At 61.4% G+C, this 16841-nt stretch carries 17 protein-coding genes; 6 read left to right on the top strand and 11 right to left on the bottom strand.

Going from position 1 to position 16841, the window contains the following annotated elements; all coding sequences use genetic code 11:
• Window positions 1-291: 291 nt before the first annotated feature.
• The 4 genes from V3W40_RS11240 (at window position 292) to V3W40_RS11225 (ending at window position 5386) form a co-directional block, all read left to right on the top strand.
• The gene (locus V3W40_RS11240) at window positions 292-2064 is read left to right on the top strand and encodes an N-acetylglutaminylglutamine amidotransferase (protein ID WP_065926629.1); all 1773 of its coding nucleotides are present in this window, start codon (window positions 292-294) and stop codon (window positions 2062-2064) included.
• A 3-nt stretch (window positions 2065-2067) separates the two neighbouring features.
• The gene (gene ngg, locus V3W40_RS11235; RefSeq protein WP_330215021.1) at window positions 2068-3804 is read left to right on the top strand and encodes an N-acetylglutaminylglutamine synthetase; all 1737 of its coding nucleotides are present in this window, start codon (window positions 2068-2070) and stop codon (window positions 3802-3804) included.
• 110 nt (window positions 3805-3914) lie between these two features.
• The gene (locus V3W40_RS11230) at window positions 3915-5099 is read left to right on the top strand and encodes an osmoprotectant NAGGN system M42 family peptidase (protein ID WP_065926627.1); all 1185 of its coding nucleotides are present in this window, start codon (window positions 3915-3917) and stop codon (window positions 5097-5099) included.
• Window positions 5100-5158: 59 nt separating this feature from the next.
• Entirely contained in the window at window positions 5159-5386 is a 228-nt protein-coding gene (locus V3W40_RS11225) for a YheU family protein (protein WP_003236706.1), read from the top strand.
• Between the two features lies 1 nt (window position 5387).
• Here V3W40_RS11225 and csrA read toward each other — a convergent pair whose 3' ends face one another.
• Both csrA and V3W40_RS11215 read right to left on the bottom strand, forming a co-directional pair.
• The gene (gene csrA, locus V3W40_RS11220; RefSeq protein WP_065926626.1) at window positions 5388-5585 is read right to left on the bottom strand and encodes a carbon storage regulator CsrA; all 198 of its coding nucleotides are present in this window, start codon (window positions 5583-5585) and stop codon (window positions 5388-5390) included.
• A gap of 127 nt (window positions 5586-5712) precedes the next feature.
• A complete protein-coding gene (locus V3W40_RS11215) occupies window positions 5713-6528 on the bottom strand; it encodes an SDR family oxidoreductase (protein ID WP_027603948.1) in 816 nt (271 codons plus the stop codon).
• 328 nt (window positions 6529-6856) lie between these two features.
• Between V3W40_RS11215 and V3W40_RS11210 the strand changes: the two genes are divergently transcribed.
• Window positions 6857-7009, top strand: coding sequence for a DUF3309 family protein (locus tag V3W40_RS11210; protein ID WP_015885095.1), 153 nt, complete (start codon window positions 6857-6859; stop codon window positions 7007-7009).
• Between the two features lie 70 nt (window positions 7010-7079).
• Here the strand turns inward: V3W40_RS11210 and V3W40_RS11205 are convergent, their stop codons facing one another.
• The 5 genes from V3W40_RS11205 to V3W40_RS11185 form a co-directional block, all read right to left on the bottom strand.
• Window positions 7080-9167 carry an LTA synthase family protein gene (locus V3W40_RS11205; protein ID WP_065926624.1) on the bottom strand — a complete coding sequence of 696 codons (2088 nt, stop codon included), beginning with the start codon at window positions 9165-9167 and terminating at the stop codon, window positions 7080-7082.
• Window positions 9168-9513: 346 nt separating this feature from the next.
• Window positions 9514-9705 (bottom strand): PLDc N-terminal domain-containing protein, encoded by a 192-nt coding sequence (locus tag V3W40_RS11200; RefSeq protein ID WP_003172956.1) that lies wholly within the window; start codon window positions 9703-9705, stop codon window positions 9514-9516.
• 67 nt (window positions 9706-9772) lie between these two features.
• Window positions 9773-10303: a hypothetical protein gene (locus V3W40_RS11195; RefSeq protein ID WP_330215020.1), complete on the bottom strand. Its 531-nt coding sequence runs from the start codon at window positions 10301-10303 to the stop codon at window positions 9773-9775.
• Window positions 10304-10344: 41 nt separating this feature from the next.
• Window positions 10345-10860, bottom strand: coding sequence for an ankyrin repeat domain-containing protein (locus V3W40_RS11190; protein ID WP_330215019.1), 516 nt, complete (start codon window positions 10858-10860; stop codon window positions 10345-10347).
• Window positions 10861-10955: 95 nt separating this feature from the next.
• The gene (locus V3W40_RS11185; protein ID WP_323146999.1) at window positions 10956-12782 is read right to left on the bottom strand and encodes a long-chain-acyl-CoA synthetase; all 1827 of its coding nucleotides are present in this window, start codon (window positions 12780-12782) and stop codon (window positions 10956-10958) included.
• 395 nt (window positions 12783-13177) lie between these two features.
• On the opposite strand from V3W40_RS11185, the gene V3W40_RS11180 reads away from it, so the two are divergent.
• Window positions 13178-13456 (top strand): DUF3509 domain-containing protein, encoded by a 279-nt coding sequence (locus tag V3W40_RS11180; protein ID WP_027603943.1) that lies wholly within the window; start codon window positions 13178-13180, stop codon window positions 13454-13456.
• Window positions 13457-13518: 62 nt separating this feature from the next.
• On the opposite strand, the gene V3W40_RS11175 is transcribed toward V3W40_RS11180, so the two are convergent.
• The 4 genes from V3W40_RS11175 to aroC all read right to left on the bottom strand — a co-directional run bounded on the left by V3W40_RS11175 (window position 13519) and on the right by aroC (window position 16787).
• On the bottom strand, window positions 13519-13788 hold the full coding sequence (locus V3W40_RS11175) for a response regulator transcription factor (protein WP_065926621.1): 270 nt from the start codon (window positions 13786-13788) through the stop codon (window positions 13519-13521).
• A gap of 209 nt (window positions 13789-13997) precedes the next feature.
• Window positions 13998-14528, bottom strand: coding sequence for a 1,2-dihydroxy-3-keto-5-methylthiopentene dioxygenase (locus V3W40_RS11170; protein WP_065926620.1), 531 nt, complete (start codon window positions 14526-14528; stop codon window positions 13998-14000).
• Entirely contained in the window at window positions 14525-15685 is a 1161-nt protein-coding gene (locus V3W40_RS11165) for an MFS transporter (RefSeq protein ID WP_330215018.1), read from the bottom strand. The genes V3W40_RS11170 and V3W40_RS11165 overlap by 4 nt, the downstream gene beginning before the upstream one ends.
• Before the next feature lie 10 nt (window positions 15686-15695).
• Window positions 15696-16787, bottom strand: coding sequence for a chorismate synthase (gene aroC / locus V3W40_RS11160; RefSeq protein ID WP_027603936.1), 1092 nt, complete (start codon window positions 16785-16787; stop codon window positions 15696-15698).
• Window positions 16788-16841: the final 54 nt, after the last annotated feature.

Raw genomic sequence — 16841 nt, 5'->3', positions numbered from 1 at the left:
CGTTGAACAATGACGCCAGACGATAAGCGCTGCGACCGCGCAAAAGGGTTCAAATAGCTGCAGGTTCAGCCCGCGCAAGCGTCGATTTTTTGCATCTCGCCTCGACTTAATTACCGCCCCTTTCACCCACGCCGCACAGGCTGCAGGGGTGTTCCGAATGGGGGGCGGCGGTTTGCCATATAACTTATTGATCTAAAACTCCGCGTATAGCCTCGGGTCAGTCCCTAGGTACCCGCCGTTTCGGCGCGTGCATTTCTATCCCTCCCCAACGGAAAAACCGGTAAGGAACCTATGTGCGGATTAGCTGGCGAGTTACGTTTCGATCACCAACCTGCGGACCTCGCAGCGGTGGAGCGAATTACCCATCACTTGGCACCCCGCGGCCCTGACGCGTGGGGCTTCCATGCCCAAGGGCCGATTGCCCTGGGCCATCGACGCCTGAAAATCATGGACCTGTCGGACGGCTCCGCCCAACCGATGGTCGACGCCCAACTGGGCCTGTCCCTGGCATTCAACGGCGCGATCTACAACTTCCCGGAATTGCGCCAGGAGCTTGAAGCCCTGGGTTACGCCTTCTATTCCGGCGGCGACACCGAAGTGCTGCTCAAGGGTTACCACGCCTGGGGCGAAGCACTGCTGCCCAAGCTCAACGGCATGTTTGCCTTTGCCGTCTGGGAGCGCGATGCCCAGCGCCTGTTCATCGCCCGTGACCGTCTCGGCGTGAAGCCGTTGTACCTGTCGCGCACCGGTCAGCGCCTGCGCTTTGCCTCGGCCCTGCCGGCGCTGCTCAAGGGCGGTGATATCAACCCGATCCTCGATCCGGTGGCGCTCAATCACTACTTGAATTTCCATGCCGTCGTGCCCGCTCCGCGCACGCTGCTGGCGGGCATTGAAAAACTGCCGCCGGCCTCCTGGATGCGCATCGATGCCGAAGGCAACACCGAGCAGAAAACCTGGTGGACGCTGCCCTACGGCCCCCATGAAGATGAAAAAAACCTGAGCCTGGAAGACTGGACCGACCGCGTGTTGGACAGCACCCGCGAAGCCGTGGCCATTCGTCAACGGGCTGCCGTGGATGTCGGTGTGCTGCTTTCCGGCGGCGTCGACTCGAGCATGCTCGTCGGCCTGCTGCGTGAAGTCGGCGTGCAGGACCTGTCGACTTTCTCCATCGGCTTTGAAGACGCCGGCGGCGAGCGCGGCGACGAGTTCCAGTATTCGGACCTGATCGCCAAGCACTACGGCACCCGTCACCACCAACTGCGCATTGCCGAAAGCGAGATCATCGAACAACTGCCGGCGGCGTTCCGCGCCATGAGCGAGCCGATGGTCAGCCATGACTGCATCGCCTTCTACCTGCTGTCGCGGGAAGTGGCCAAGCATTGCAAGGTGGTGCAGAGCGGCCAGGGCGCCGATGAGCTGTTCGCCGGTTACCACTGGTACCCGCAGGTGGATGGCGCCAGCGACCCGTATGCCGCCTACCGCGAGGCGTTCTTCGACCGCAGCTACGATGACTACGCCGCCACCGTCGCACCGAAATGGCTGACCGCCAACGACGCCGCCGGCGACTTCGTGCGCGAGCATTTTGCGATGCCCGGCGCGGACGCCGCCGTGGACAAGGCCCTGCGCCTGGACAGCACGGTGATGCTGGTGGATGACCCGGTCAAACGCGTCGACAACATGACCATGGCCTGGGGCCTGGAAGCGCGCACGCCGTTCCTCGACTACCGCCTGGTGGAACTGTCGGCCCGTGTACCGGGTAAATTCAAATTGCCCGACGGTGGCAAGCAAGTGTTGAAAGAGGCCGCGCGCCGGGTGATTCCGAGCGAAGTCATCGACCGCAAGAAAGGCTACTTCCCGGTGCCGGGCCTCAAGCATTTGCAGGGCGACACCCTGAATTGGGTGCGCGAACTGCTGCTGGACCCAAGCCAGGATCGCGGCCTGTTCAACCCGGCCATGCTCGACCGCCTGCTCACCGACCCGCAAGGTCAATTGACCCCGTTGCGCGGCTCGAAGCTGTGGCAACTGGCCGCGTTGAACCTGTGGCTCAGCGAACAAGGAATCTGATTGATGAAACCCCATGCAGCGGCTTACAGCCAACGCTTGTTAAAGGGCCAGGCGCCGACCTACGAGCGCCTGCAAGCGCGCCTGGCCGAAGATGGCAGCCCGCTGGCCGCCGAGCCGATTGCGGTGCATTGCGGCTGGGGCCGGCTATTGATCGGCCATACCTTCCCGGACCCGGCCAGCCTGGCCCAGGAGCTGCTCAACGAACAGCCCGGCGAGCGCGATATCGCGCTGTATGTGGCCGCGCCCCAGCAGATCCTCGGGATTGATCCGCAGCAGTTGTTCCTCGACCCATCCGACACCCTGCGCCTGTGGTTCAGCGACTATCGCCCTTCCACCCGCGTGTTTCGCGGTTTCCGCATTCGCCGGGTGCAGAGCGAGGCCGATTGGCTGGCGGTCAACCAGTTGTATCAAGGCCGCGGCATGCTGCCGGTCGACGCCGAACGCCTGACACCGCGCCATGAAGGCGGCCCGGTGTACTGGCTGGCCGAGGACGAAGACAGTGGCGCGGTGATCGGCAGCGTGATGGGCCTCAATCACCAGAAAGCCTTCCACGACCCGGAAAACGGTTGCAGCCTGTGGTGCCTGGCGGTCGACCCGCTGTGCACACGCCCCGGCGTGGGCGAAGTGTTGGTACGCCACTTGGTGGAGCACTTTATGAGCCGTGGCCTGAGCTATCTCGACCTGTCTGTGCTGCACGATAATCGCCAGGCCAAGAACCTCTACGCCAAGCTCGGCTTCCGTGCGCTGACCACCTTTGCGATCAAGCGCAAGAACGGTATCAACCAACCGCTGTTCCTCGGCCCCGGCCCGCAGGCGGGGTTCAACCCGTATGCGCGGATCATTGTCGAAGAGGCCCATCGACGCGGCATCGATGTGCAGGTGGATGACGCCGATGCCGGTTTGTTCACCCTCAGCCATGGTGGCCGCCGCGTGCGCTGCCGCGAGTCGCTGAGCGACCTGACCAGCGCGATCAGCATGACCCTGTGCCAGGACAAGAGCCTCACCCACAAGGTGTTGAAAGCGGCGGGCTTGAAACTGCCTGCGCAACAACTGGCGGGCAGCGCCGATGACAATCTGGAGTTCCTCGACGAACACCAGCGCGTCGTGGTCAAGCCGCTCGATGGCGAGCAAGGCCAGGGCGTGGCGGTGGATCTGCAGAGCATCGAAGAGGTGCAGCAGGCGATCGAAGCGGCGCGCCAGTTCGACAGCCGCGTGTTGCTGGAGAGCTTTCACCAAGGCCTGGACCTGCGCATCCTGGTGATCGGTTTCGAGGTGGTCGCCGCCGCGATCCGCCGCCCCGCCGAAGTGACCGGTGACGGCCAGCATTCCATTGGCGCACTGATCGAAGCCCAGAGCCGACGCCGTCAGGCGGCCACCGACGGCGAAAGCAAAATCCCCGTGGATGCAGAAACCGAACGCACCCTGCACGCCGCCGGCTACGACTACAGCAGCATCCTGCCCCGGGGCCAGACCCTGGCCGTGCGCCGCACCGCCAACCTGCACACCGGCGGCTGCCTGGAGGACGTCACCGCGATCCTCCATCCCACCTTGGTGGACGCCGCCGTGCGCGCCGCCCGCGCCCTGGATATCCCCATGGTGGGCCTGGACCTGATGGTGGCCGCGGCCGATCAACCCGAGTACGTCTTTATCGAAGCCAACGAACGGGCCGGCCTGGCCAACCATGAACCGCAGCCGACGGCGGAGAAGTTTGTGGACCTGCTATTCCCCCACAGTGGATAGCCTCAAGTTACAAGCTGCAAGCCTCAAGCCTAGAGCAATGCCGGCAAGCCTCAGATACCGCTTTTAACTTGAAGCTTGCAGCTCAAAGCTTGCAACTAAAGGAAACCTTTATGACCCGAACCATCCCCGAACCGGATCTCAACTACCTGCAAAAAGTCCTGCTGGAAATGCTCGCCATTCCCAGCCCCACCGGGTTTACCGACACCATCGTGCGCTACGTCGCCGAGCGCCTGGAAGAACTCGGTATCCCGTTTGAAATGACCCGGCGCGGCACGATTCGCGCCACCCTCAAGGGTCAGAAAAACAGCCCCGACCGCGCGGTGTCCGCGCACCTGGACACCATTGGCGCCGCCGTGCGTGCGATCAAGGACAATGGCCGCCTGACCCTCGCCCCGGTTGGCTGCTGGTCAAGCCGCTTTGCCGAAGGCAGCCGCGTCAGTCTGTTTACCGACAACGGGGTGATCCGTGGCAGCGTGTTGCCGTTGATGGCCTCCGGGCACGCGTTCAACACCGCCGTGGATGAAATGCCGGTGAGCTGGGACCATGTGGAATTGCGCCTGGATGCCTACTGCGCCACCCGCGCCGATTGCGATTCCCTGGGGATCGGCATCGGTGACTACGTGGCGTTCGACCCGTTGCCCGAGTTCACCGAGAGCGGGCATATCAGTGCCCGCCACCTGGACGACAAAGCCGGCGTCGCCGCACTGTTGGCCGCACTCAAGGCCATCGTCGACAGCGGCGAACCGCTGCTGATCGACTGCCACCCGCTGTTCACCATCACCGAGGAAACCGGCAGCGGCGCTGCGGCGGCCCTGCCCTGGGATGTGAGTGAATTTGTCGGTATCGATATCGCCCCGGTCGCTCCCGGCCAGCACTCCAGCGAGCACGCGGTCAGTGTGGCCATGCAGGATTCCGGCGGGCCGTATGACTATCACCTCTCCCGCCACCTGCTGCGCCTGGCTTCGGATAACGACTTGCCCGTGCGCCGCGACCTGTTCCGCTATTACTTCAGCGATGCCCACTCGGCGGTGACGGCCGGCCACGACATCCGCACGGCGCTGCTGGCGTTCGGTTGCGATGCGACCCATGGTTATGAGCGCACCCATATCGACAGCCTGGCAGCACTGAGCCGGCTGTTGGGCGCGTATATCCTCAGCCCGCCGGTGTTCGCCAGTGACGCACAACCGGCCCAGGGCTCACTGGATCGGTTCAGCCATCAGATCGAGCACGAAACGCAGATGGAGAGCGACACGCGTGTGCCATCGGTGGACAGCCTGGTCGGCCAGAAGTCCTGACGCTGGCAACTGCGGTCCCGGCGCAGTAGGATCGCCGGGATCCATCATCTGAGGCTTGTATGCTGATTCCCTACGACGCACTTGAAGTCGACACCCTGACCCGCCTTATCGAAGACTTCGTGACCCGCGACGGCACCGACAATGGTGACGACACGCCCCTGGAAACCCGCGTGCTGCGGGTGCGCCAGGCGCTGACCAAGGGCCAGGCGCTGATTGTGTTCGACCCGGACAGCGAGCAGTGCCAGTTGATGCTCAAGCACGATGTGCCCAAGCATCTGTTCGACTGACTCAGGGGTTGGTGGCGGGCTGGGATTGCGGGGTTTGACGCTTGAGGATCTTTTGGTACACCTCGGCGCGATGGACATGCACCCCGACGGGCGCAACAACACCAAATTTCACCTGATTACCGTTCAGCTCGAGAATGCGCACGGTGATGTCATCACCGATGGCGATGATTTCGCCTACGGCGCGGCTTAAGACCAGCATGGCGGTTGTCCTTATTGAATGACAGGACCCCGACCATGCGCGCTGGGTGTGGGCGCAGCAATGCCTCGCGGCAAAATCAGGCAACACCTACATATGTAGGTAAATTGCCTGACAGACCACTGCCTGATCAGCCCTTAACAGCCTGTGCCTTGGCCCGCATCCTGTCGGCCATGGTGGTCATTTCGTCATAGAGCAACTGCGGGTTCTTCTGCTTCAAGGCCCACGCCATCCGCCCCTGCTCATGGGGCAGGATCATGAATTCGCCCTGCGCCACACGCTGGTAGATGTAGTCGGCAATGTCCGCCGCCGAGATCGGCGAACTCTCCAACAACTTGCCGACCTGCGCCTTCATCGCCGGTGTGGGCCCACGGAACGAGTCCAACAGGTTGGTCTGGAAGAACGACGGGCACACCACGTGCACGCCGACTTCCTGCTGCTTGAGCTCCACCAGCAAACTCTCCGACAGCGCCACCACACCGGCCTTGGCCACGTTGTAGTTGCTCATGGCCGGCCCCTGCATCAGGGCCGCCATCGAGGCGATGTTGATGATGCGGCCCTTGCTCTTTTCCAGCAGCGGCAGGAACGCCTTGCAGCCCTTGACCACGCCCATCAGGTTGATTGCGATCTGCCAGTCCCAGTCCTCCAGCGATAGCTCGGCAAAGAAGCCGCCCGAGGCTACGCCGGCGTTGTTGACGATCACATCGATGCCGCCCAGCTTCACTTCGCAGGCCTGGGCAAACGCCGTGAGCTGGCTGTAGTCGCGCACGTCGCAGCGCTGGATAAAGCCATCGCCACCGGCTTCACGCACGCGCTTCAGGGTGTCCTGCAAGCCTGGCTCGCTGACGTCCGACAAGGCCAACTGCCAACCCTCACGGGCCCAGCGCAGAGCGATTTCACGACCCAGGCCGGACCCGGCGCCAGTGATCATCATGCGATTTTGCATAGGAAGTAGCCTTGTGGTTCACAGAAGAAGTGATCGGCAGTGTAGCGAAGGTTTTTCCTGCACCCACGCACCATCAGAGTGATGAATGCCCCAGGCAAACCGTGGGCCGGGTCGGATACCTGCCGTCCGCCTAAGTTCAATGTTTTTCAACTAATAAGTGCTGGATGAGCGCGAATCAAAAGAAATAAACGAGTGATCGAAATGCTTTAAAAAAACATGGAATTTTCTGCGAAGCACCAGAGTCGGAGTAGTTAAGGCGTCTGTAATTAACTCTGCAGGCCTATCGTTAAACAACCGGTCTTTGCAGAAAGACAATAAGGAAAAAACCATGAGCCTCATTCTGATCATTATCTTGATCCTCCTGCTGGTCGGCGGCCTTCCGGTATTCCCGCACTCGCGTAATTGGGGTTATGGCCCGTCGGGTATCCTCGGTGTGGTGCTGGTGGTGCTGCTGGTCCTGTTGTTGCTGGGCCGGATATAACCGCTCCGCGGTAATAACGAAGCAAAAAAAAAGAGGCCTTGAAAAAGGCCTCTTTTTTATTGCCGGTTAATTAGTCCGGCTTACCGTTTACAACGCCTGCGGTGTTATCCAGCAAACTCTTGGTCGCGGTTTGCAGGAACGCTTCGAGTTTCTGCTTGAGTGCAGCCTCGTCCGGCGATTCGGCAATCACTTTACCGCTCGGGTTGGCGCCCAGTTCGTATTGCCACAGCTTCGGTGGCATTTCCTTGGGCAGTACCAGAATGCGGTCTGCGGTGACCAAGGCCACGGTCTGGTCGCTGCCCGATGGCTTGATCACGCCAAAGCCCTTGTCGCCTTCCGGCAGGTTCAGCAGGTCGCGGCCCCAGCATTGGTGCAGGGTGTCGCCACCCAGGCGGCCCATGATGGTCGGCACGATGTCGATCTGGGTGCCCACGGTGTGGTCACGCTCGCCGAACTTCTCCTGCACGCCCGGTGCAATCATCAGCATCGGTACGTTGAAGCGGCCCAGGTCCATCTCGGTGATCTGCTGTTCGTTGCCGAAGCCATGGTCGCCCACGATCACGAACAGGGTTTCCTTGAAGTACGGCTCCTTGCGGGCCTTTTCAAAGAACTGGCCCAGGGCCCAGTCGGAGTAACGCATGGCCGTCAAATGCTCGTTGAGGCTGCCACGGTCGGTAACTTTCTCCACCGGCAACGGCGTCGGCAATGCGTACGGCGTGTGGTTGGACAGGGTTTGCAGGAGTGCGTAGAACGGCTTGCCGCCTTCACGGGCCTTCAACTCTTCCAGGCCACGGTTGAACATGTCCTGGTCGGACACGCCCCACGTCGGGTCGGAGAACACCGGGTCGACGAAGTCGTTGCGGCCGATGAAGTTGGTCATGCCCTGGTTGCTGAAGAAGCCCGACTGGTTGTCCCAGGCGAAGTCGCCGTTATAGACATACACGTCGTTGAAATCACGGGCGCTGAGCAACTGCGGCAGGCCCGACAGCTTGTGGCTGCCTTCCGGGGTCTGCATCAGGTATTCAAAGCCTGGCAGGTTCGGGAAGCAGGCCATGGTGGCGAACATACCCTGGTGGGTATGGGTGCCGTTGGAGAAGAAACGGTCGAACAGCAGGCCTTCCTTGGAGAGTTTGTCGAAGTACGGCGTGATATTGCCGGGACGCCCCAAGGCGCCTACCGAATGACCGGCGAAGCTTTCCATCAGGATCACGACCACGTTCTTGATCGGCAGGGTCTTCTCGGCCGGCGGCGTGTAGTCGCGGCGCACGGCGGCGATGTCGGTATCGACCAGTTTTTCCTGTGGCAGCACCAGCATGTCACGCACGGTCTGGGTGGCCAGCGGCTGGTCCAGGGTCGCCTTCCAGACATTGGAGCGGTCTTCACCGAACCGGGCCTTGGCCGCCGCGATCAGCGACAAGGTGCCATTGAGGCCCAACTGGTTGGCGAAGTTCGAATCGGTGGTGTACACATCGCCCCAACGCAGCGGCGGGCCCTGGCGCAGGGTGCCACGGGCGGCAACCACGGCGATCAGCAGGCATACCACGAACACCGCGATGCGGCTGTACCACGGCGCCACCTGGCGCGTGCCGATGCTGCCACCACTGAACGGACCACGTGGGCGCGTGGCGCGGTCGGCACCTTTGAACGCGATGCTCAGGATCAGCGTGCCCACGGCCCAGGCCAGCAGGTAGCGCACCACCGGGAAACCGTACCAGAGCATGCTCATCACGGTTTTCGGGTCTTCCTTCACATACTGGAAGACCAGGCCGTTGAGGCGCTGGTGGAACTCGCGGTAGAAGTCCATCTCCATCAAGCCCAGGAACAGGGCGATGCTGGACGCAAGGGTCAGCCAGAAGCGGAAGAACCCACGCGCGGCCATGGCCCGTACGCTGAACAGTGCCAGCAGCAGCGGGATCAGCAGGTAGACCACCAGGCGGATGTCAAAACGCAGGCCGTTGGCGAACGCTTCAAGGAAGGTCGAGGCCGGCGTGTCGAGGATCATCTCGCGGTTGTAGACCAGCAGCGCCAGGCGCAGCAGGGAGAGCATCACCATCATGACCAGTGCGCAGAGCAGCGTGTACGCCAGATGGGATTTGACGGTCGGTTGCAGCAGGCGATTAGAAGCTCGCTGCTGACTCAGGGCGTCCGGGTTTGCCATGTCGTTTCAGGACCCATTGGAAGTTTAGTGACGAAGTAGTGCAGTGGCGCGAATGGTGCCCGATCAACGGCATCAAGGCTATTAATTACTGAACGAGCACCGCTGCGCCGCCTTTAAAAGCACCTGAGGCAGGGCCTTGGCAGGGAAAGATAGAGCCGGCGGATTGTCTTGGATAAGATGTGAAAATTGTGTGCAGCGAATATTTCGATACACAAAATGCAGCGAAGAAACGAGCAAGTACCGTAGCAGCTGCCGAGCCTTGGCGAGGCTGCGTGTGCGGTGTGTCTGATACACCGCTGACGCAGCCTCGCCAAGGCTCGGCAGCTGCTACAAGGAGGGTGCGGGGTCAGATCCGCACGTTGCCGCGCGGCCCGGCGATAGCCCAGATGATCAGGCCCAGTACCGGCAGCAGCAGGATCAACAGGATCCACAACACCTTGGCCCCGGTGCTTGCGCCGCTTTTGAACACATTGATGATCGCCCAGATATCCAGCGCCAGGATGATCAGCCCGATCAGACCGTTGAAAGTGGAACCCATGGTGTCGCTCCTAAGTGAGGGCATGCCCTTGTAGGATAGCCAGCCCTGGCCGGGGTTCCGTTTTATTTCAGACGTGCACGGCGACCTTCAGCGCTTCCAGGGACGGCTCGGCCTGGATGCCGACTTCGGCGCACAACGCCAGCACGCGCGGCAGGTCATTGCCGAACACCAGCACCGCCTGGATCTCGTCGTCCAGCAACTGGCTGAAGTTGAGCAGCACATAACCGCCGTCTTCCGGGCTCAGGGCACTCATCTGGATCTGGATACGGTTCAGGGCGGTGAGGCCGTCAGTCTTGGCCAGTTGCTTGGGTTTGAGGTTGAACGACACACCCGGGCCGAACGACGCGGCGATCTGCGCAAACAGGTCGCCATAGGTATCGGCCTGGAACAGCACGGTATCCGGCAGGCTGCCGACCACCACCCACTCCCCCAGCGGGATCGGAAAGCTGTCGTCGTAGTTGATGTCCGGGTTGGCGGCCAGGAAGGCCGCCGGGTCGGCGTAGGCCTGGGCGGCCTCTTCGGCGATGCGCGCCACCTCATCCTCGCCCATGACCCCGGCGCTGATTTTGCTGATAAGTTCGACGAGGGCGGTTTTCATGGGGTGATCCTGTAGCGGGCTGGTTTTTGAGGGCGCACAGCCTACACCAGTTTCTCCAGCTGCGCCGCCGTGTCCTTCGCCCCCATGGTCTGCGCCGCCGCCAGCGCAGTCGCGCCCTGGGCATCGGTGGCCCTGGGGTTGGCGCCTTGGCTGAGCAGGTAGTCGAGCATCTCGACGCGGTTGAACATGGCGGCCATCATCAGCGCGGTACGCCCGTCGGACGAGGCGGCCTCGATCGGCGTGCCCCCTTCAATCAGCGCCTTGACCACCGGCAAGTGGCCCTTGAACGCCGCGCCGGCGATGGGCAGCTGGTTCTTGTCATTGGCGATCAGCGGGTCGGCCTTGAACTCCAGCAGCACTTTTACCGCTTCGGCATGGCCGTGGTAGGCAGACAGCATCAGCAAGGTATCGCCGTTGTGGTTGCGAAAGTTGGCCGGCAAGCCTTTGGCCAGGAGCGCGGCGAGCATGGCGGCGTCGCCTTTGCGGGCGACGTCGAAGACCTGCTCGGCAAATTCGGCGGCTTCGTCTTCAGTCATTTGTTTGGCGTGGTCTGACATGTGGGGCTCCTTGTCTGGTGCTTTATAGGCCGCCAGTGTCGCGAGGGAGTTCCCCACTGTCATGCCCTTTTTAGCAAAAGCGGCCATAGACAGAATCAATAGCGGAACTGGCCGCCCTGGATCTGCGCCAACAGTTGCCCGGTGACCGGCACATAGCAGTCCGACCCCGGCAACCAGGCATACACCGGGTCATTGCCGGCCTTGTCCGGATCAAAGGCCTCTTCCTTGAGCTTGACCTTCTGGTACTTAAAGGTACCGGTGGTTTCCATCTTGACCTTGATCCGCAGGAAGAGCGGCACTGCATAGTGCGGCAACTGGCCGTGGGCGAATTGCAGCAACTCGCGCATGTCCAGCGAGGCCAGGGACTCACTCGGGGTGATGGCGACCATGCCCGCACGGCCATTGGTGTTTTCGATCTCGACGCCATAAGCCACCACTTCGGCGATCTGCGGGTGTTGCAGCAGGACGTTCTCGACCTCGGTGGTGGACACGTTTTCACCTTTCCAGCGATAGGTATCCCCCAGACGATCCACAAATTGCGCATGGCCAAAGCCGATGCTGCGCAACAAATCGCCGGTATTGAAGTAGCGATCACCTTTTTCAAACACGTCGGTGAGTACCACCCGGCGATTCTTTTCCGGGTCGGTGTAGCCGTCGAAGGGCGATTTTTCATCGATCCTGGCCAGTAACAGGCCCTGCCCGCCCGTGGGGACTTTACGCATAAAACCGTCGCTGCCACGCAGCGGCTCGCCGTTGTCATGGGCGTAGTCCACCAGCGCCCAGTGCTGGAGACAGAAACCGATGGTGTTGTCGAAATTCAGCACGTTGGTAAAACCGATATTGCCGTCACTGGCCGCGTACAGCTCGCAGATATGCTCCACGCCATAGCGTGCCTTGAACTGCGCCCACACGCCGGGGCGCAAGCCATTGCCAACCATCTTGGTCACGCGGTTATCAAGGTCGTTTTCACCGGGTGGCTGGTCGAGCAGGTAACGACACAACTCACCGACGTAGCCGAGGGTGGTCGCCTTGAATCGGCGCGCATCGTCCCAGAACTGGCTGGCGCTGAACTTGCGGCGAATGGCGAAGCCCGATGCCCCGACAATCGCCGAGCCCCAACACACGCAAAGGCCGGTGGCGTGGTACAGCGGCAAAGTGCAATACAGGACGTCGTCAGGGCCCATGTCCAGCGCGATGCTGCCGAAGCTGACGGCAGTTTTGGTCCAGCGGCCATGTTTCATGATGCCGGCCTTCGGCAGGCCGGTGGTGCCGGAGGTGTAGATATAGAAGCAAGGGTCGTTGAAGAAGATCTGCGCAGTGCTGGCAGGGTTGTCCACCGGGCACTCGGCGCTCGCAGCCACCAGGTCGATATAACCCTGCGGTACCAGGCTGGACGGTTGATCGGCGACGAACCAGGTTCGATCAGCCGCGATGGCCACCTGATCGCGCACCGCGTCATAGGGGGCCACCAGTTCCGCGCCGACAATAATGGCTGCCGGGCTCACCAGGGTCAGGCTGTGCACCAGCGTCGCCTGGGTTTGCGCGGTATTGAGCATCGCGCAGATGCCACCCAGCTTGGCCACGGCCAGCACGTTCAAGAGTAATTCGGGGCGGTTTTCGATAAACAGCGCCACCACGTCACCCTTGCCGATGCCCTGGGCTTGCAGGTGATGGGCAATACGGTTGGCACGCTGGTTGGCGTCGGTGTAGCTGAGCACACGGTCGCCGTACAGCAACGCGTTGCCGTCGGGGTTGCGCAGGGTGGCTTGCTCAAAGTGCCAGCCCAGCCCGCAAGGCTGCGCGGGGTCGGTGACATTGGCGGCACGCATGCCACGCACTACGCGCGGCAAGGCACGGACGATGGCCGGCACCTTACTCAGCAGCTTGCCCCAGGTGATCATGTCGTTGTGCGGGTGACTCATGGAGGAACGTCCTTTTTCTTATTCTTCGTCTGATCCAAAAGCACCGATACCTCCGTAAGCGGAAGGCCGAATGCATTGCAGGAAAATACGTCAGCCGTTCTTCGGCTGTACACGCGGGATTTGAAAAGTTTTGTATCCCAACCGGCATGCCCTCAAAAAAGGAATTTAGCTGCGCAGAAACAGTCTTTACGAGTATCGACGCGCCCATCCCACCCTATCGAGTAGCGCAAAATGCAGGATGCATGATGGCCATTCATGCAAATTGCACGAAATCGAAAATCCAAGATATTTTCAATCTGTTGATTTATAACGATATTTTTATAAATCATGAGCTGGCACAATCACTGCACCTATCACTCCATGCTTGCCAACTTGAGCCAACGGAGCTGATAGACATGAGCCTGATCCAAGATAAATTCGCTTCAGTATTCTCCAACTACGATGTCACCACCCAGCCACGTCCCGACGGCGGCATTCTGTTGACCCTGCGCAACAGTGACGGCAAGCAGGTCAAGCGTTCGATCTCTTACCAGCAGTTGCACACCGCCGATCAATTGACTTGGGTGATCAGCGCGATTCGTCGCGACTTGGCCGAACAAGCCAGTGAATTGCCGCAAATTTCCATGCTGCAAAGCCAGAACCGCTTTGCCCTGCCGACCTACCACTCGGCGTAAATACCGCAGTCATGAAAAGGCCGCGACGCTATTGAGCGTCGCGGCCTTTTTATTGATGTGTGTCAGCACAGGCCTTGGCGAGCCGCCTCATTCATCGCCTGCACGCGGTTAGTGACTTCCAGCTTGCCGTAGATATTGCGCAGGTGGAATTTGACGGTGGCTTCGGACGTGGCACGAATCTGGCTGATTTCCCAGACAGTCTTGCCCTCCGAGGCCCAGCGTAAGATCTCCAATTCCGCTGGAGTCAGGGGCTTACCGGACAGGCTCAGGCGTCTCCTGACAGCATTGGTTACGACACACGGCGGCGGACACGACTCCTCTGGGCCATTCATTACATCTCTCCTTTTATTGGCTGATGCCCTACCACCATTCGGATTCCTCCTATTGACAGGTGGCACAAACACTGGCGACGCAGAGAGTTACATAACGAATGGTTTCAGTGCGCATTGCCCTGGATAAACAGCCAAACCCTACGCGTAACTAAGCTTATTCCCACAACAACTTCCAACTCGCCGGGGTTGAAGATTCCAATTACCTGAGTTCAATCGTCCAAACCTGGGAAATGGCTGGCAACATCGTCGCCGGTGAACGTCGGTACACACCCCTGCGCGGTGTTGAACAAGTGCAGCATGACCAAGTGGGGGTTCTCGCCCATATCAAACCAGTGCGCCATGCCAGCCGGGATCACCAGCAGGTCGTTTTTCTCACAACGCACGGCATACACGTAGTCGCCAACATGCAGGTTGAACAAGCCCTGGCCGGCGATGAAAAAACGCACTTCGTCTTCGCTGTAGCGGCGTTCATCCAGGAACCGGGCACGCCATTCGGCTTTTTGCGGGTGGTCGCTGGTGACACTGAGCACCGCCACCGCACCGTAGCCGAGGGCATCGATCTGCGGCTGATAGGCGGCAATCATCTCAGCGTCGCTGGCGCCCCTCTCGATCAGGGCAGGCTGCCAGCGCTCGAACCGCACACCGTGCTCGGCCAGGGTAGCGGCGATGTCGTCGACATGGGTCAGGACCTTGTTCGGGGTATCCGGTGAAGCGACGGGGTAGACGGCGACATAACTCATTGAAGGGTTCCTTGGTTCTGCTCTTGCAATCGAAAACCGATGATAGCGGCCGCGGCCAGGGCGGCGACGCTGGCAATACTAAAGGTGAAGGTCGGCCCCAGCAGGTTCCAGCTGTAGCCGGAATACAGCGCACCCAGCGCACCGCCGGTGCCGGCCAGGGCGGCGTACAGCGCCTGGCCCTGGCCTTGTTGCTTATCGCCAAAACTGCGCTGCACAAAGGCAATCGCCGCCGCGTGAAAACTGCCGAACGTGGCAGCGTGCATCACCTGCGCCAGCAACAGTACCCACAGCAGTTCGGCAAACGAGCCCAGCAGCAGCCAGCGCAGGGCCGCCAACAGGAAACTGGTCAGCAGCACCCGGCGTACCGAAAAACGCGTGAGGATGCGGCTCATGCCCAGGAACATCAGCACTTCCGCCACCACCCCCAGGGCCCACAGCATGCCGATCATGCCACGGCTATAGCCAAGGTGTTCCAGGTGCAGGGTCAGGAAGGTGTAATACGGGCCATGGCTCATTTGCATCAGCGCCACGCAGGCGTAAAACGCCAGTACGCCGGGGCTGCGCAGCTGTTTGAGGAAACCATCAGCGGCCAGGCGATTGCCGTGGCTGGCGGGCTGCGCATTCGGCACCCACAGGCTGGCACCGATGATGCCGGCCATGATCACCACGACCACCACCGGGTAGATATCCAGGCTCAGCCAGTCGAACAGGCGGCCCATGATCACCACGGTGAGGATAAAACCGATGGAGCCCCACAGGCGCACCTGGCTATAGCGCGCGGTCTGTTTTTGCAGGTGGGCCAGGGTGATCACTTCAAACTGCGGCAGCACCGCGTGCCAGAAGAACGCATGCAGGGCCATCACCAGGGCCAGCCAGGCGTAGGTGTGACTGACGAAGATCAGGGAAAAACTCAGCAGGGTGCACACCGCGCCGAAGCGCACGATAGCCAGGCGTCGGCCGCTGTAGTCGCCCAGCCAGCCCCACAGGTTGGGCGCCACGCAGCGCATCAGCATGGGGATGGCCACCAGCTCGCCGATGCGCGCGCTGGAGAACCCCAGGTGGTCGAAGTACAGCGCCAGGAACGGCGCCGTCGCCCCGAGCAGGGCGAAGTAGAACAGGTAGAAGCTGGAGAGGCGCCAGTACGGGAGGGCTGTCACCGCCGCGCCGTCACAGCTGGCCCAGCACCGGGGTACTCACGCGCACATCGGCATTTTGCCCGCGATTGCGCAACAGATGGTCCATCAACACGATGGCCATCATCGCTTCGGCAATCGGCGTGGCCCGGATGCCCACGCACGGGTCGTGACGGCCCTTGGTGATCACGTCCACCGGGTTGCCGTGTACATCGATCGAACGGCCCGGGGTGGTGATGCTCGAGGTGGCCTTGAGTGCCAGGTGCGCAACAATCGGCTGGCCGGAGGAAATACCGCCGAGGATGCCGCCCGCGTTGTTGCTGAGGAAACCTTCCGGCGTCAGTTCATCGCGGTGCTCGGTGCCACGCTGGGACACGCAGGCGAACCCGGCGCCGATTTCGACGCCTTTCACCGCATTGATGCTCATCAGCGCATGGGCCAGTTCGGCGTCGAGGCGATCGAAAATCGGCTCGCCCAGGCCCGGCTTGACGCCTTCGGCGACCACGGTGATCTTGGCGCCGACCGAATCCTGGTCGCGGCGCAGCTGGTCCATGTAGGCTTCCAGCTCCGGCACTTTGTCCGGGTCAGGGCAGAAAAAGGCGTTGTCTTCAACGCTGTCCCAGGTCTTGAACGGGATTTCAATCGGGCCCAACTGGCTCATGTAGCCACGGATGACGATGCCCTGGGTCGCCAGGTATTTCTTGGCGATGGCCCCGGCTGCCACGCGCATGGCCGTTTCGCGCGCCGAGCTGCGGCCGCCGCCACGGTAGTCGCGTTCGCCGTATTTATGGTGGTAGGTGTAGTCGGCATGGGCCGGGCGGAACAGATCCTTGATCGCCGAGTAGTCCTTGGACTTCTGGTCGGTGTTGCGAATCAGCAGGCCGATGGCGCACCCGGTGGTACGGCCTTCGAACACCCCGGAAAGGATCTCGACTTCATCGGGCTCCTGGCGCTGGGTGGTGTGGCGGCTGGTGCCGGGCTTGCGGCGGTCGAGGTCACGCTGCAGGTCTTCCAGGGACAGCTCGAGGCCGGGCGGGCAGCCGTCGACAATGGCGACCAACGCCGGGCCATGGCTTTCGCCCGCGGTGGTGACAGTGAACAGCTTGCCGAAGGTATTGCCGGACATGCAGGGCGCTCCGTGAAATCAGTTGAATCAAGTCAACCGTAATAACTTAAGGCG

This window comes from Pseudomonas sp. AM8, assembly GCF_036346475.1.
GTDB lineage: Bacteria > Pseudomonadota > Gammaproteobacteria > Pseudomonadales > Pseudomonadaceae > Aquipseudomonas > Aquipseudomonas marginalis.
The sequence above is the reverse complement of the archived record's forward strand: the minus strand, read 5'-3'. Positions and strand labels throughout refer to the sequence as shown.